Source organism: Paraburkholderia terricola, from assembly GCF_900142195.1.
Classification (GTDB): domain Bacteria; phylum Pseudomonadota; class Gammaproteobacteria; order Burkholderiales; family Burkholderiaceae; genus Paraburkholderia; species Paraburkholderia terricola.
This window is the reverse complement of sequence record NZ_FRAB01000006.1, coordinates 102396-117541: the sequence shown is the minus strand read 5'-3', so window position 1 is coordinate 117541 and position 15146 is coordinate 102396. Positions and strand designations below refer to the sequence as shown.

12 protein-coding genes and 2 pseudogenes are annotated in these 15146 nt (G+C 64.4%); 7 read left to right on the top strand and 7 right to left on the bottom strand.

Translation table 11 applies throughout. The features are described from left to right. The first annotated feature begins 18 nt into the window (after positions 1-18). The 5 genes from BUE39_RS07485 to BUE39_RS07465 all read left to right on the top strand — a co-directional run bounded on the left by BUE39_RS07485 (position 19) and on the right by BUE39_RS07465 (position 6005). Positions 19-591, top strand: a complete 573-nt coding sequence (locus BUE39_RS07485; RefSeq protein ID WP_073428013.1) for a GNAT family N-acetyltransferase — start codon at positions 19-21, stop codon at positions 589-591. 62 nt (positions 592-653) lie between these two features. Continuing rightward, the gene (locus tag BUE39_RS07480; protein ID WP_084561371.1) at positions 654-2303 is read left to right on the top strand and encodes an ABC transporter substrate-binding protein; all 1650 of its coding nucleotides are present in this window, start codon (positions 654-656) and stop codon (positions 2301-2303) included. Between the two features lie 38 nt (positions 2304-2341). Then, the gene (locus BUE39_RS07475) at positions 2342-3382 is read left to right on the top strand and encodes an ABC transporter permease (protein WP_084561370.1); all 1041 of its coding nucleotides are present in this window, start codon (positions 2342-2344) and stop codon (positions 3380-3382) included. Positions 3383-3456: 74 nt separating this feature from the next. Beyond that, positions 3457-4263: an ABC transporter permease gene (locus BUE39_RS07470; RefSeq protein WP_235004824.1), complete on the top strand. Its 807-nt coding sequence runs from the start codon at positions 3457-3459 to the stop codon at positions 4261-4263. Next, positions 4260-6005 carry a dipeptide ABC transporter ATP-binding protein gene (locus tag BUE39_RS07465; RefSeq protein ID WP_073428012.1) on the top strand — a complete coding sequence of 582 codons (1746 nt, stop codon included), beginning with the start codon at positions 4260-4262 and terminating at the stop codon, positions 6003-6005. The genes BUE39_RS07470 and BUE39_RS07465 overlap by 4 nt, the downstream gene beginning before the upstream one ends. A gap of 68 nt (positions 6006-6073) precedes the next feature. Here BUE39_RS07465 and BUE39_RS07460 read toward each other — a convergent pair whose 3' ends face one another. The 4 genes and pseudogenes from BUE39_RS07460 to BUE39_RS07450 form a co-directional block, all read right to left on the bottom strand. Further along, positions 6074-7264 carry a porin gene (locus tag BUE39_RS07460; RefSeq protein ID WP_073428011.1) on the bottom strand — a complete coding sequence of 397 codons (1191 nt, stop codon included), beginning with the start codon at positions 7262-7264 and terminating at the stop codon, positions 6074-6076. A gap of 358 nt (positions 7265-7622) precedes the next feature. Continuing rightward, positions 7623-7734: pseudogene (locus BUE39_RS35365) on the bottom strand (LysR family transcriptional regulator); the annotation flags it as partial. A gap of 6 nt (positions 7735-7740) precedes the next feature. After that, entirely contained in the window at positions 7741-8913 is a 1173-nt protein-coding gene (locus BUE39_RS07455) for an MFS transporter (RefSeq protein WP_073428010.1), read from the bottom strand. Continuing rightward, on the bottom strand, positions 8910-10103 hold the full coding sequence (locus BUE39_RS07450) for a serine hydrolase domain-containing protein (protein WP_073428009.1): 1194 nt from the start codon (positions 10101-10103) through the stop codon (positions 8910-8912). The genes BUE39_RS07455 and BUE39_RS07450 overlap by 4 nt, the downstream gene beginning before the upstream one ends. A 116-nt stretch (positions 10104-10219) precedes the next feature. On the opposite strand from BUE39_RS07450, the gene BUE39_RS07445 reads away from it, so the two are divergent. Further along, the gene (locus tag BUE39_RS07445; protein ID WP_073428008.1) at positions 10220-11122 is read left to right on the top strand and encodes a LysR family transcriptional regulator; all 903 of its coding nucleotides are present in this window, start codon (positions 10220-10222) and stop codon (positions 11120-11122) included. 53 nt (positions 11123-11175) lie between these two features. Here the strand turns inward: BUE39_RS07445 and BUE39_RS07440 are convergent. Both BUE39_RS07440 and BUE39_RS07435 read right to left on the bottom strand, forming a co-directional pair. Beyond that, positions 11176-11550 (bottom strand): annotated as a pseudogene (locus BUE39_RS07440) (FAD-dependent oxidoreductase); the annotation flags it as partial. Positions 11551-11590: 40 nt separating this feature from the next. Continuing rightward, positions 11591-12127, bottom strand: a complete 537-nt coding sequence (locus BUE39_RS07435; protein ID WP_073428007.1) for a carboxymuconolactone decarboxylase family protein — start codon at positions 12125-12127, stop codon at positions 11591-11593. Positions 12128-12257: 130 nt separating this feature from the next. On the opposite strand from BUE39_RS07435, the gene BUE39_RS07430 reads away from it, so the two are divergent. Next, on the top strand, positions 12258-13238 hold the full coding sequence (locus BUE39_RS07430; protein WP_073428006.1) for a cupin domain-containing protein: 981 nt from the start codon (positions 12258-12260) through the stop codon (positions 13236-13238). A gap of 503 nt (positions 13239-13741) precedes the next feature. On the opposite strand, the gene BUE39_RS07425 is transcribed toward BUE39_RS07430, so the two are convergent. Further along, positions 13742-14776, bottom strand: coding sequence for an alpha/beta fold hydrolase (locus BUE39_RS07425; protein WP_084561377.1), 1035 nt, complete (start codon positions 14774-14776; stop codon positions 13742-13744). Positions 14777-15146 lie beyond the last annotated feature (370 nt).

Here is a 15146-nt window from a genome sequence, read left to right as displayed (position 1 = left end):
GATTCCAGCGACTCAGCGATGAAAGACACAGTCCGCGTTGCCACTGCCGACGATGCACCGGCACTTTATCGTCTGCTTCAACAGTCGTATGCGCCGCTCGCGCAGCAGGGCATTCACTTCACGATTACTCGCACGCCGTTCGAACAGGTCCGCGAAAAGGTTCTGCGCGAATCGACATTCGTGCTCGAACGCACGCATTCGCCGCATGCGGAAACAGAGATCGTCGCCACGCTGACGGTGCGATTTCCCTGGCTGTCTCAGGACGAGCAGGCGCCGCCGTATCCCTTCATCCACTGGTTTGCCGTTTCCGAACGCTATAAGCGCCAGCGCGCGGGCAGCGCATTGCTGGATCACGTCGAAACCGCGTTCCTGCGCGCGCAGATCAAGGCGCCCGCCGTCTATCTCGCGACGGCGGTCGGGCATCCCTGGCTGCGCAACGTCTACGAGCGCCGCGGCTATGAGCCCTTTCGCCACTCCATCAACGCGCTGGGTACGCCGCTCGTGTGGCTACGCAAGATTCTGATCGCGGATATTTATCGCGATCTGCCCGAGGCGAGACGCCCCTCTCGCGACGAGCTCACCACATCCTGATTCCGTGCGCCGCGCGGCGCGGATCTCACTCCACGATTGAACATTCCTGAAGGCATTAATCGATGAATCTCTCATGGCGGGCGTCTGGATTCAACCATCGCGTTTCGCTGCGCCAAGCCGCCCTCGCGGTTGTGTTTGCATTCGCGGCACAGCACGCATTGAGCGCGCAAAGTGCGCCTGTCGCCGGCGGCACGCTCAATTGGGGCGTGGAGACCGAACCTCGCACGCTCAATCCGCAGCTCAACGGACAGGACAAGGTCGAACTGCTGCTGCGCAACGCATACGAGAACCTGCTTGCCCGCAACGCGGACGGCAGTTTCGTGCCGTGGCTCGCAACCGCATACAAGGTATCGGCGGACGGCAAGACCTATACCTTTACGTTGCGCGAAGGCGTGAAGTTCTCCGACGGCGCGACATTCGACGCCGCCGCTGTCGCCCGCAATTTCCTGAATGCGCGCGAGCCGGCCTACTCGGGAGGCAGCAGCCTCGCCACGCTGATTTCGCACGTCGCGGCCGTGACCACGCCGGACAGCCGCACGGTCGAGATCACACTGAAGGAACCGTACTCGCCGTTCCTCACGTTCGCGGCTCGCTTGCCGCTGCTATCGCCCGCTTCGTTCGACCGCCCCAATCTCAAGGCCGGCGGCATCGGCATAGCGGGCACAGGTCCCTTCATCCTGCACAAATACGATAAGGGCCAGGAGATCGAGTTCGTCAAGAATCCCGACTACAGGTGGGCTCCCGCGAATACCGGCCATCAAGGCGCGGCGTATCTGGATCGCGTCGTATATCGCTTCCTGCCCGAATCGTCGGTTCGCACAGGCGCGTTGCTTTCGGGACAGGTCGACGTGATCGAAGGCGTGTCGGGCAACGACGCCGGGTTGATCCGCAAGAATCCGGATTTCAGCTACCGGCAGGCACTCAACACGGGCACGCCCTATTCGCTGTTTCTCAACGTGACGTATGGTCCGACGCAGGACCCCAAGGTGCGTCGCGCGCTGCTCGAAGGTCTCGATGTCGGCGGCATTATCCAGTCGATCTATCGCGGGCAGCGCACCCGCGCGTGGGGCATCGTGTCGCCGATCGACCCGCTGTACGACAGGCGGATCGAACAGGCCTACGGCAACAACCCGACGCTCGCGAATTCGCTGCTGGACGGGGCCGGCTGGAGCACGCGCGACAGCGCCGGCTTCAGGACCAGGCATGCGCAGCGCCTGACCATCGACGTGATCCAGGCGCAAGCCACCGTGCGCGATCAGCGCGACGTGCTGTTGCAGGCGCTACAGGCCCAGGCGCGCCAGCGTCTGGGCGTCGACCTGAAGATCAACTATGTCGACGACGGCACTTACACCGACGTCCGCAAGAGCGGCAAGTTCGGCGCCATCGCGAACTCCAACACGCCGCCGGACGGCATCGACATCGAAGGCCACTATCTTCCTGTCGACCGCGGCGGTGCGCTGAACTACAGCCGCAGTCCGGCACCCGAACTGAGCCGGTGGCTGCAAGCCGCCGCCGGCACGCAAAACACCGCGGAACGCAAGAAGGCCTACGGCGAGCTGCAGCAGTTCGCGATCAAGGAGCAGGCGCTCGCCGTGCCGCTCTACGAACCCGAGGACCAGATCGCGGCGGCAACCTACGTGCAGGGCATCCGCTTTCGCCCGTTCGCGCAGATGCCGGAGAACCCGTACGACATCTGGCTCACGCGCCATTGAACGCGACCTCCGCGCCGCTCGACGCCAGGTAATCCGACATGAATCCGCCACGCATACTGCCCGAGCTCGCCGCCGAGCGAACGTCGCACCCCGCCCTCGCCGCGCCGAAACACGGGCTGCGCCGCGTAGCGCGCGGCTTGCGGGCGTTGCCGCGCTCGCCGGGGCTCACGCGCATCGCGACTGGACTGCTGGTGCTGTGGGCAGCCGTGTCGCTGTCGTTCGCCGCCATACAACTGGCGCCCGGCGACATCGTCAGTCTCCTGATCGGCGAACAGGTCAGCACGCCGGCAATCGAAGCGGCGATCCGTCAGGAATGGGGACTCGACGAACCGCTTTACCTTCAGTATCTGCACTACCTGTGGCGCGTCCTGCACGGGAATTTCGGCCGCTCGTACATCCTCAACACGGACGTCGCCGCGCTCGTGTCGAGCCAACTATGGCCGACGCTCAAGCTCACCGGCTGCGCGCTCGTCGTGACGATAGTCTTCGCCGTCGGGCTTGCCGTGCTGACGGCGGGCCGGCGCTGGGGCGGCCGGCTGGCGTCGGGCATCGAACTCGTGCTGGCATCGACGCCGTCGTTCTGGCTCGGCATCGTGCTGCTGTTCATCTTCAGCTTCACGCTGCGGCTCTTTCCCGTTGCCGGAGACCGGGGCTTCGCGTCGCTGGTTTTGCCCGCCGTTTCGCTCGGTCTCGCGCAGGGAGCGGTCGTCGGCCAGGTGCTGCGTCATGGGCTCACCCGGGCGCTCGACGAACCCTTCGCGCTGACCGTGCGCTCGTGGGGCGTGAGCGGCAGCGCACTGCGCTTTCGTCACGCGTTGCGCCATGCCGCGCTACCCGCGGTGACGCTCGCCGGCTGGCTCTTCGGCGGGCTGCTGAGCGGCGCCGTCATCACCGAGCAGGTCTTCGGCCGTCCCGGCCTCGGCAAGATCACCGTGGATGCGGTGCTCGCGAAGGATATGCCGGTCATTCTCGCGATCGCCATTTTTTCCGCACTGATCTACGTCGTGCTGAGCACGGTCGTCGATCTGCTCTACCTGCTGATCGACCCGCGCCTGCGTGAGCGGCGCACGCGCCATTGAGGAAAGCCGCCGTGTCGACCGAATCCGTTTCATACCTTCCGTCCCTCGCGATCAGTCGTGCCTCGAGCTGGGCGTTGCGCCATTCGCCCCTCGTGCTTGCCGCGAGCTATCTGCTGTTGTGCGCGCTCGCCACGCTCGAGCCGTCGTGGCTCGCGCGCGCCGATCCGCTCGCGGCCGATCCGCTCGCCGCGCAACTCGGCAGCAGCGGCGAACACTGGCTGGGCACCGATCAGCTTGGACGCGACATTTTCTCGAGAGTCATTCACGGCGCGCGTTACTCGCTGAGCATCAGCGCCGCGGCCATCGTCATTGCGGCGCTGTTCGGCACCGTCGCGGGCCTGATCGCGGGTCTCGCGCGCGGCTGGCTCGACGAACTGATCACCCGCCTGCTCGACGTCGTCTCGTCGTTCCCGGACCTGCTGCTCGCCTTGATGCTCATTTCGTTCACCGGACCCGGCACGTTCAACCTCATCGTCGCGCTCGGCGTCGCGTCGATTCCGCGCTTCGCGCGTGTCGTACGCAGCCAGACCTTCGTGGTGATGGAGTCCGGCTATGTCGAACAGGCGCGCACCTTCGGCCTGACATTCCCGGTGCTGGTCTGGCGCCACGTCCTCCCGCATGCCGTCGCCCAGGTGCCGATTCTCGCCACCCTCGGACTCGGCGGCGCGATCATCGGCACGGCCGGTCTGAGCTTTCTCGGCATGGGCCCGCAGCCGCCCACGGCCGAATGGGGCTTGATGCTCGCCGAAGGCCGCAACTATCTCTACAACGCCTGGTGGATTGCCGTATGGCCGGGTATCGCCATCACGCTGACGGTCATGTCGGTGAGCGCGCTCGGCCGCTACTGGCAGGCCCGCTTCGAAGGACGGGAGTATTCATGAAACCCGCTTTCGAGCCGGGCATCGCGGCGGCGTCGCACGATGCGCCCATCGTGCGGGTCAGGAACCTCACTATCGGATTTCGCACGCGCAGCGAAGTCAAAACCGTCGTGTCCCATCTCGATCTGACGATACGGGCCGGCGAATGCGTCGCGCTGGTCGGCGAATCGGGCTCGGGCAAGTCCGTTACCGCGCGTGCCCTGATCGGCCTGAACGGCGCGCGCGCCGAACTGAGCGCGGAGCGCTTCGACATCGCGAGCCGCGACGCGCGCCGCCTGAGCGAGCGCGAATGGCGCCGCATCCGCGGCCGCGAGATCGGCTATGTGCTGCAGGACGCGCTGATCTCGCTGGACCCGCTTTGCCGGGTTCGGAGCCTGCTCGCCGAAGCGCTCGGCGCGCAGACCAAACTGCGGCGCAGTGAAATCGACGCGCGCAGCATCGAGATCCTGCAATCGGTGGGTATTCCCGACGCCGCGCGCCGTTTGACGCACTATCCGCATCAGCTTTCCGGCGGACTGCGCCAGCGCGTGCTGATCGGCACGGCCATCGCCGGACGCCCGGCGCTGCTGATTGCGGACGAGCCCACGACCGCGCTCGACATGACGGTTCAAAAGCAGATTCTCGAACTGCTGCATCAGCGCCGTGCAGCGGGCGACGCACTGCTGCTGATCAGCCATGATCTGGCGCTCGTCGGCCAGTTGGCCGATCGCGTGCTGGTGATGAAAGCGGGTCGCGTGGTGGAGGAAGGCCCCGCGCATGAGGTGCTTGCCGCGCCCAATCATCCCTATACGCGCCTGTTGCTGCAAGCCGTGCCCACTGTGGAATCGCGCGGTTATCGTCTCGCAGCGGCGGAGCCGGCGCGCGACGACGGCACCTTGCCGCGCGTACTCAGCCGCATGCCGTTGCCTGAAAAACACATCGACGCCCGCTCGCACGTGCTGTCGGTCGAATCGGTTTCGAAGCGGTACGGCTCGCGTGCCGACGCTCCGCTCGCGGTGGATGACGTATCGTTCACGCTGGCGAAAGGCGAGACGCTCGGCATCGTCGGCGAATCGGGGTCCGGCAAGACGACCGTGGCGAAGATCGTCCTCGGCCTGGTGGCGCCCGACATCGGCCGGGTGCTGCTCGACGGCGAGCCGTGGAGCGCGGTGCCGGAAGCGAGGCGCAGGAGCCGACGTCCCGGTCTTCAGCTCATCGCGCAGGACCCGTACAGTTCGTTCGATCCGCGCTACACGGTCGGCCAGATCATCGCCGAGAGCCTCGATGCCGCCAACGTTCGCGGCGCCGAACGGCGCCGGCGGGTATTACAGGCACTCGACGAGGTGAAGCTCGGCGCCGCCTGCATCGACCGTTACCCGCGCGAGCTGTCTGGCGGACAGCGTCAACGCGTCGCGATCGCGCGTGCGTTCGCTCCGAATCCGGCGCTGCTCGTCGCCGACGAGCCCGTCAGCGCGCTCGATGTCTCGATCCAGGCGCAGGTGCTCGATCTGCTCGCCGAACTCCAGGCCGAGCACGGAACCTCGATGCTGTTCATCTCGCACGATCTGGCCGTCGTCCATCATGTGTCCGACCGCATCATCGTGATGAAGAGCGGTCGGGTCGTGGAGAGCGGCCCCGTCGCAACGGTGTTCTCCGCGCCTGCGCACCCTTATACCCGCACGTTGCTGGACGCGTTGCCCGAGTTGCCGGAATTCGATGCGTGCTATCGCCGCTATGGATCAGGCGAGCGTGACGAGCAGCGCTAACGTGCCGTATCTCTCTCTTGAACACCGCGACGGCAGACTCATTGGCGTCATGCCGTCGCGGCTTCCCGTCAGAACTTCACGCGCAAGCCCGACAACACCGCGACCTGACGGTTCGTCGACGAGGCGGTGCCGGCATCGGCAATCGCCGCGATCGTGCGGTAGCCCGAGCCGACCCGCGTCGACGCGTCGCCGACCGCAAGCTGATACACGCCGGACAGATACACGTCGGTGCGCTTCGACAGTGCATAGTCGACACCCAGCGTGAACTGATGCCAGCGCGGCTTCAGATTCGCGCCATTGGTTCCCGGCAGGTTGGTCGCGCGGCCGTCCGTATAGGTGTAGACGCCGATCAGCGTCAGCGCGGGCGTGAACAGGTAGCGCGCATTCAGATCGTAGTTGTTGAACTTGCGCGACGAGCCGTCGTTGTAGTCGAGCTGCGTATGGCTCCATGCGAAACCGACCGTTGCGCGGCCGAATGCGTAGTTGGTGCCCGCCACGGCGATCTGCTGGCGCAGCACGCCGCCGTTCAGTCCGTAGAAAAACGCGCCGCTGTAGTCGTCGCCGGTGGTGGTCGATGCGCCGCCGACCGCACCACTCGTGTTCGACGTCGTATCCGGATGATTCAGCACCACGTAGCCGCCGCCGATCGACAACGGTCCGTTCACGTAGTTCGCCGAGATGCCCCACGCGCGGTTGTTGCCGAAGCCCGTTCCGCTGCCGCCGTTCGCCTGGTTGCTGAACGCATACAGGCCGTCCACCGTGAATCCGGCAATCGTGTCGCTGCGGAACTTGACTGCGTTATTGACGCGGAAAGTCTGGTTCAGGTTGTCGTTATCGCCGACGTGTGTCGACGGCGACCAGAAACCGGAGCCCGCGTATTGCGCCGCGAGATCAGCGAGCGGTTCATACTGGCGTCCGAACGTCAGCGTGCCGATGCCCGTTTTCTGGACGCCGACAAATGCCTGCCGTCCGAACTCACGACCGCCCTGGCCCAGCGTGCCGTCGTTGGGACGGAAACCGCCCTCGATGGTGAAGACGGCTTTCCATCCGTCGCCCAGGTCCTCGCTGCCTTTGAGACCCCATCGGCTGCCGCTCAACTTGCCGCTCGTCTGCTGGAAGTTGCTCGCGCCCTTCTGGTTGTTCGTATAGGTAATGCCCGCATCCACGAGCCCGTACAACGTGACCGAGCTTTGCGCCTGAGCGGCGAGTGGTGCAATTGCAAACAGGCCTGCGGCGCTGGCGAGAGCGACTCGTTTCATCGTTACCCCTTGTTGTCGTGTTCAACGTCATCGATTGAAAGGGGTCCAATTTTAGGTTGACGAAAGACGGGGTAGAAACATCGAAATCGGGTTTGCTACGGATTGCTCCGCGCATTTGAAATTCGGCGAGGGCTGGAAATGCATTTCCTCGGCGGCGGTAGTTCGACTTGTATGTGAGTGCGGAGCAGCGGACGACACGTGGCGTATAAGGCGGAATTTCCCCGCATACTCGCAAAAGGTGTTTTACCCAATACCAGTCTTTCGGCGTCTGGCGGCACGCTTGACGAGAACATCGAAGCGCCACCCTGGCCATCTTCGCATCGCACAGAAGCGCGCGCCGGGTGCGAATCGTCACTGCCTTGATCGCTCCCGACAGCGGCGACTGCTCGATGTGCAGCCGTTCAGCGGAGCTGAGCGAAGTGGAGTTCTTCAGCCACGACAAGGAAGCAACGAAGGTCGCGCAGTTCCATCCGATTTCATCGCACCGACACGGGAAAGCCGTGATGTCTGGCAGACCACGCCACCAGAAGCGTCGCCAGCAACAGCATGAGCAGCGCAGGAGAGAAAGCCCCCACACCGAGACGATCCAGCAGCACGCCACCAACGATGCCCCCACCGGCAATCGCCGTGTTCCAGGCAGTGACCAGCATGGACTGCGCGACATCAGCAGCATCGCCCGCCGTCTTGGCAAGTGCGGTCTGAAACAAGGTCGCAGCGCCGCCGAAAGCCAGTCCCCAGGCACCCACTGCCGCATAGACGGCGATGGGCTCGGTGCCTGCCATGCCCAGCACCAACGCCGAAAGTCCGAACAAGACCGTGCTCGCCAGCGTCAGTGCGCGCAGGTACTGGTCGATCAGCACGCCGATGATCCAGACACCCAGCAGCGATGTGATGCCGAAAACCAGCAGCACCAGATCCGTGCGGTCCACCATGCCGGCCATCACCAGAAACGGGGCGATGTAGGTGTAGAGGATGTTGTGTGCGAGGACGAAGGCCAGCACCACGAACAACACCGGGCGAATACCCGGCAGGTTGAACACATGCCGCAACGAAAGGCGTTTGCCCACGGCCTGCCCCGCGAAGTCCGGTACTTTCAGGCGCACCCAGACCATCAGCATCAGCGCCTGCAGGCTCATGATGCCAAAGCACATGCGCCACCCCACCAGATCGCCAAGGAAGGTGCCGGCAGGCACGCCCAGCGAAAGCGCCAGCGGCGTGCCCACCATGGCGATCGCGATGGCGCGGCCTTGCTGGTGCTCGTGCACCATGCGCGCGGCATAGCCGGCCAGCAGCGCCCACAACAAACCCGCCGAGACGCCCGCCAGGAAGCGCGCCACCATGGTCAGCGCATAGCTGGTGGAAAGCGTCGTCACTGTGTTGGCGATGGCGAAGCCGGCAATGGCGGCCAGCAGCAACGGCCGGCGACGCATCCCTTGTGTGGCGGCGATCAGCGGAATCGCGGCCACCAGGGAGCCGATGGCATAGATGGTGACGGTCTGGCCGACCCATGCCTCGGAGACGGCCAGTCCCCGCGCCATCTGGGGCAGCAAACCGGCCGGCAGCGCTTCGGTCAGGATGGTGATGAAAGCCGCCATGGCAAGCGCCAGCAGCGATGCGAGAGGCATGCGGTCCTGAGTTGCCGAAGTCATCGCGCACCCTCCAAGGCACCGTAGACCGCATCGCGCAGATCGGTGACGAAACGACCCGACATGCCTTCGTACAACGTGTTGGTCAAGGCGACGACGCTGAGTCCCCGCACCCGATCCACGAACCAGGCATGGCCGTAGGCACCGCCCCAACGCCAAGTGCCTTCAGACTCGGGCGAAGCTGCCAACGCCTGGTCGCGCAAGACCGAGAACCCCAGCCCGAAGCCGAAGCCCGGCGCATTGGGCAGTTCCTGACCGCCCGTCTGATCGCGCGCCATCTCCGCGATCAATTCGTTGGGCAGGAGCGCACCGCAACCCTGGCGCAAGGCTTCCAGCAGGCGCAGGAAGTCTTCGGCTGTTCCCGCCATGCCCGCGCCACCCGAAGGAAATGCCTGCGGATCGAAGATGCGCGCAGGGCTGTAGGGGATACCGACCGCCCCCTCGAAGGGCGAAACGATTTCGCCTTCCGCCAGCGGGTGCGGCTGAGGCGCGTCATTCACATAGGCGGTCGCCACGCGCTGCGCATCCAGCGCGACAAAGCCGGTATCCGCCATGCCCAGCGGGCCGGTCACGAGCTGGCGCACGGCTGCGTCCAGTGGCTCGCCATGCACCTGCTCGATCAAGGCGCCCAGCACGTCGGTTGCCAGCGAATAGCCCCAGGCCGTGCCCGGTTCGTACAGCAGCGGCACGGTGGCGATGCGGCGCAGGTTCTCTCCCAGACTGATACCGGACGCATCCATGCCATCCGACACGCCGGCCCGCGCATAAGGGCCGTCCGCATCAGCCTCGAAGAAGCGGTAGTCCAGCCCCGCCGTGTGGCTGAGCAATTGCCGGGTAGTGATCCGCGCAGGTCGGCCATCGGCCAGCCGTGGCCGGAACTCGGGCAACCAGCGGTCGATGCCGTCATCCAGATTGAGTCGACCTTGCGCCACCAGCACCAGCGCCGCCGTCGAGACGATCGGCTTGCTCACCGACGCCAGACGGAAGACCGCATCCACGGTCATCGTCCGACGGCTCTCGCGGTCGGCCCAGCCGGCGGCCTGGCGGTGAATCAGTTCGCCGTCGCGGGCTACCAGTACCACGGCACCGACCAGGCGCCGCCCGTCCAGTGCCTGTTGAACCGCGGCCTGAATCCGGGTGGACAGAGACGCGGGCGGGACGCCTGTGCGCAGCGGAAATGCGGCAATCGTCACGGGGACTTCCTTTCATCAATGAACATTCCCGTCACGATAGAAGGTCTTCGATTAAAGAAAAACTGGAGTACAGTTCCTTTCTTACCGGAACTATTTGTCCGCAATGGAGGTACGAGGTGGACAGCCTGAACGGCTTCGTGGTGTTCGTGCAGGTCGCCGAGACACGCAGCTTTGTCGCGGCCGGTCGGCTGCTGGGCGTATCGGCATCCGCCATCGGCAAGAGCGTGGCGCGGCTGGAAGAAAAGCTCGGCGTGCGCCTGTTCCACCGCAGCACGCGCAGCGTCACGCTGACAGCCGAGGGCACGCTGTTCCTGGAGCGCAGCCGCCGCATCCTTGCTGAAATCGAGGCGGCGGAACTGGAGCTGTCGCAGGCCACGGCTTTGCCGCGCGGTCGCTTGCGGGTCAGCTTGCCCCTGGTCAGTTCGCTGGTGCTGCCCGTGCTCGGCGAGTTCATGCGCGAGTACCCGGCCATCGAGCTGGACCTGGACTTCACCGACCGGCTGGTCGATGTGATCGAGGAAGGTTTCGACGCCGTGGTCAGAACCGGCGACCCGACGGACTCGCGCTTGTCCGCGCGCAGGCTGGGCGCCTTTCGTTCGATGCTGGTCGCCTCGCCCGACTACCTGGCGCGGCGAGGTACGCCCAAAGTGCCTGCGGATCTGCTGGAGCACACCTGCTTGCACTACCGCTTTCCCAACAGCGGCAAGCTGGAAACATGGGCGTTGCGCCGTGCTGCCGGCGAGCCCGAGTTGCCATTGCCGACCTCGATGATCTGTAACAACATCGAGACGCGCGTGTGCTTTGCACTACAAGGCTTGGGGATCGCCTATCTGCCGGAATTCTCGATCAAGGAGCCGCTGGCGGATGGACGGTTGCGCACCGTTCTGGTCGATCACGTGGAACGCACCGGCGTCTTCCACGTGCTCTGGCCCGCCAGCAAGCATCCCTCTCCGAAAGTCCGGGCCTTGGTCGATTTCCTGTGTGCTCGGGTATTTCCGTCCGCCCGGCTGTATCCGTAGTCGCCCCGCGAGGCGTCCGACGTCTGAGCGTCCCGAAAGAACCAGGCGCCGGCTTGCAGCAGCCGGTCGTCGATGAAGCGTACGTGGCCAATCAGCCGGTCCGCTTCCGGCAACGCGTGGACACCGTCCACGACGAAGCCGACGAAGCGGTCGCGCTCGCTGCGCACGCGATCCATGGCCGCCTGGCCGTCTACCCGCACCCCCTCGACGCGGACGCCAAACGCGTCGGCGTGGCTCGCGGCATGCGCGGCTTCCGCCGCCGCGATCAGCAGCTTCGACGGCATGCACCCCACTCTTGCACACGTCGTGCCGTATTCACCGCCTTCGATGATCATGGCCGTGCGGCCTTCGGCTTTGGCGCTGCGGTAGGCCGACAGCCCGGCCGTGCCTGCGCCGATAACGGCGACGTCCGTACGAATGGTGCGCATGGCGATCGCTCCTGTCGAGGCTGTGTGCGGGAACTACGGGTTAGTTGACTGCCGGGAAGTCGAGCGTCGTGTCGTTCACGCGATTCACGAGATTCGTGAACGTAATCGACGCGATGGCGAGGTTGATTTCGATGATCTGGCGGTCGGTGTAACCCGCCGCGCGCACCGCATCGACGACCGCTTCGGGCACCGTGCCGCGCGTACCGACCAGCGTACGCACATACGTCACCAGCGCGTCCCGCTTCGCGTCGCCCGTTGCAACGCCGGCACGCACGTGCTTCATGTCATCGCTCGACAGCCCGGCGAGCTTGCCCATCAACGTATGCGCGGCGACACAGTAGTCACAGCCCACGTGTTCGCTGACGGCCAGCTTGATCACTTCGATGTCCGCCTTGCCAAGCGTGCTGGCAGCCACCGCTGCGTCGAACGCGAGCGCCGCGCCGAGCGCTTCGGGGCTGTGCGTGCCGACGGTCGCGTACGCATTGGGTACCTTGCCCACAGCCTTCTTGATCTTCGCGAACACTTCAGCGGCCGCGCCGGTTGCTTCTTCAGGGCGAATGGTGGTCAGACGGGACATGATCGACTCCTTCCTTCAGGGTTGAGGGTTGAACTGCTTAGCCATGTCGTATGGCACGGGAGTCAGTGTAGGGATCTGCGGCGAGTTCTTTAATGCCATACTTCCGCAACTTCATGCTCAAACGTCTCATATGGAACTGCTGGACCGACTGCTTTCGCTGATGCCGGTCACCGGACGGCTGGATGTGCGGTGCCACTTCGGCTCGCCGTGGCGCATCGACCATCCCGAGTCGAACGAGTGGGAATTCCCCTATCACGTGCTGTTGCGCGGCGAGGCTGTCGTCGAAAGCGACACAGGAGAGAACAGCGAACCGGCGCTTCGCATGAAAGCCGGCGATATCGTGCTGTTTCCCTCCGGCAGCGCTCACAGCTTGCACGACGGCAGCGGCAAGCCCCCCCGGGCGGCACGCGAGCGGCACAAGGACGGATTGACCATTGCCACGAACGGCAACGCACGCGAGGGCGCCGATGTGTTGTGCGGGCGCTTCGTGCTGCCGGCCGTGCCGCAGCAACTGCTGCGCGACCATCTGCCGGGACGTTTGCTGGTGAGCAGCGTGAGCGAGGGCGACGGACAGGCGCGCGACGCCGCGTTTGCAGCAACCCGGCTTGCCCGACTCATTGAATTGATGCGCGAGGAAGCGTTCGAGCAACGCCCGGGCAGCGCGACGGTCGTGAATCAGCTTTCGGGCGCGCTGTTTGCGCTGACCCTGCGCTGCGCTTCCGATACCGATCAAGCGCCGCGCGGCCTGCTTGCGCTTGCGCAGCGTCAGCGCCTGCAACCGGCTCTCGCCGCGATGTTCGACGAACCCGGGAAGCCGTGGACTTTGCCGAAGCTGGCTGAACTCTGTCACATGTCGCGCGCCACGTTCGCACGCCACTTCGAAGAAGCCATCAACCGCTCGGCGAGCGACGTGCTCACCGAAATTCGCATGGCGCTCGCTGGACGCAAACTGGCGCAAACGGGGATGTCTGTCGCCGAGATTGGCGAAGCGGTGGGATATCAATCGGAAGCCGCGTTTCAGCGGGTGTTCAAACGGCAGGTAGGCATGACGCCAGCGAAGTGGCGCGCCCGTTCCTCGAGAACCGGGGCATTCGACGATGGTTTCGTTTGAGGAGCCGCCATTGCGATGGGCGAAGGCGCCTCATCCCGCCAATGCGCTATACCCGCCGGTGTGGCCGAGCGTGTACGACCTGAACGCGGTGTTCGCCCTGCTATTAGAGCGGCGTGAGGAAGGCGCGGAGGTCGAGACCGAGTGTGCAACCTATGTAGCAGGACTGGCGGCTGCCTGGCTCGGCGCCGAACTGGCTGCAGAACTAGAAGCAGTGCGGTCTGCGGGGATGTGGCTGCCTCAGGAGGCGCTGGGCGCCGAGCAACTCCATGCTGGGGCCGTTGGCGTCAAGGTTTCGTCCCACCGCGCAACCGCTACGAGGAGCCGGCAACGTCGACCAACACCTGGTCCTGCGATGAACCAGGCAGCGCAATCATTGCGGAGCCTCGCGTGGGTCTTTTCACTGTCTTCACGGGTCCGAATGGAGTGCTTCGACTACAGCCAGAAAACGCGGTGGTGTCGAAACGCCATTGTCTCGCTCCTGCTTTGCCTAGGCGGATAGCCGTTCAAGGCGTGTTCAGGAAATCCACTACAGCCTGGTTCAACGGGCCTGCGCATTCCTCCGGCAACCAATGGCCGCAATCGGGAAGCACTTTGCCGGTGACATGGTCCGCATAGCGGCTGACCGTCTGGTTCTCGTATTCGCCCATTCCACCGTTTCCGCCGCCGCCAATCGCCAGCATCGGAATCTCTATTTTCTGCCTGGAGAGCTGCTTGTTATCGAGTACGTCCTGATTCAGCACGCGGAAGTACTCGAACGCGGCATGCAAACTCTGCGGTTTCGCATATGACTTGCCGTACAGGTCCAGAAGCTGCGGCGTGAACACCGCCTTGTTGGCGGCATGCACCTTGACGAAGTACTCCAGGAAAAAGCGTTCCTTGCCGGTGATCAGCGTTTCCGCAAGCTGGCCATCGGCATCAAAGAAACTGAAGTGCCAGACCGGCGATTCACCTTTGGACGTAAAGGCGGGGAAACTATAGATGCTGTCATCGGGAATTGGAGCCTCCATGTAGACGGCACGCCGAATGTTGTCCTGATGCCGAACCAGCATGGGATACGTATTCCAGATGCCAATGTCGTGCGCCACCAGATCGAACTTCCGGCCACCGCTGAATTTCTCCGCCAATTGATAAAGCAACGGAGCAACGTCGGTGGCGCGATACGAGGCCGGAACGCCGGACTGCCCCAAGCCCGGCAAATCGACCGCCACCACGGTGTGGTCCTTCGCAAGCACCGGCATCAACTGATGCCACTCGTACCACGACTGGCCGAAACCATGCACCAGATACACCAGTGGCCCGCTGCCGCCTTTGACGTAGTGCAGGCGAACGCCATCGACCGTCTGATAGTCGCTGGCAAATCCCGCCGGAACGGGGAATTCGTCCGCAGCGAACGTCGGCGCCGAGAGCAAAGCCGCCGCCGAGAAGACAACGGTTGAAAATAATTTCTTTAACACGAGATGTTTCTCCAGTTGCGTGATGAAAACGAGTTCGGGACCTACAAAACAGCAACGATCTTCGCGAACGATGACTTCCGGCATACCGATGCCTTTGCGCAAGCGCATCGGGGAACGACTTGTCGAAGAATGGACGGCGTCCCCCGCCGGCCGTCGCCTGGCGATGGTTGGCCAGGGGAAATCTTCGATGGGTAATTGCGGACTGCCGCCGTGTTTGCCGGACACGTAGCAAACGGACACGCCAGGCGCAGATCGCCGTCTACACGTCGACCCGTTCGATCTCGCGCCCACCCGGCAATCCGGGGCAGCACTGGAATCGCGGGCGCATCGTTTGACGGCCTGGATCAGACAGCATGTGCCGTCACCGTGGAACGAAGCGTAAGAGCGGCCGTCTTGCGGCGGTAGCCCTGCGAGGGAACCCACGGTGTTGTCCCTGCGACAACAGTCAATGGCA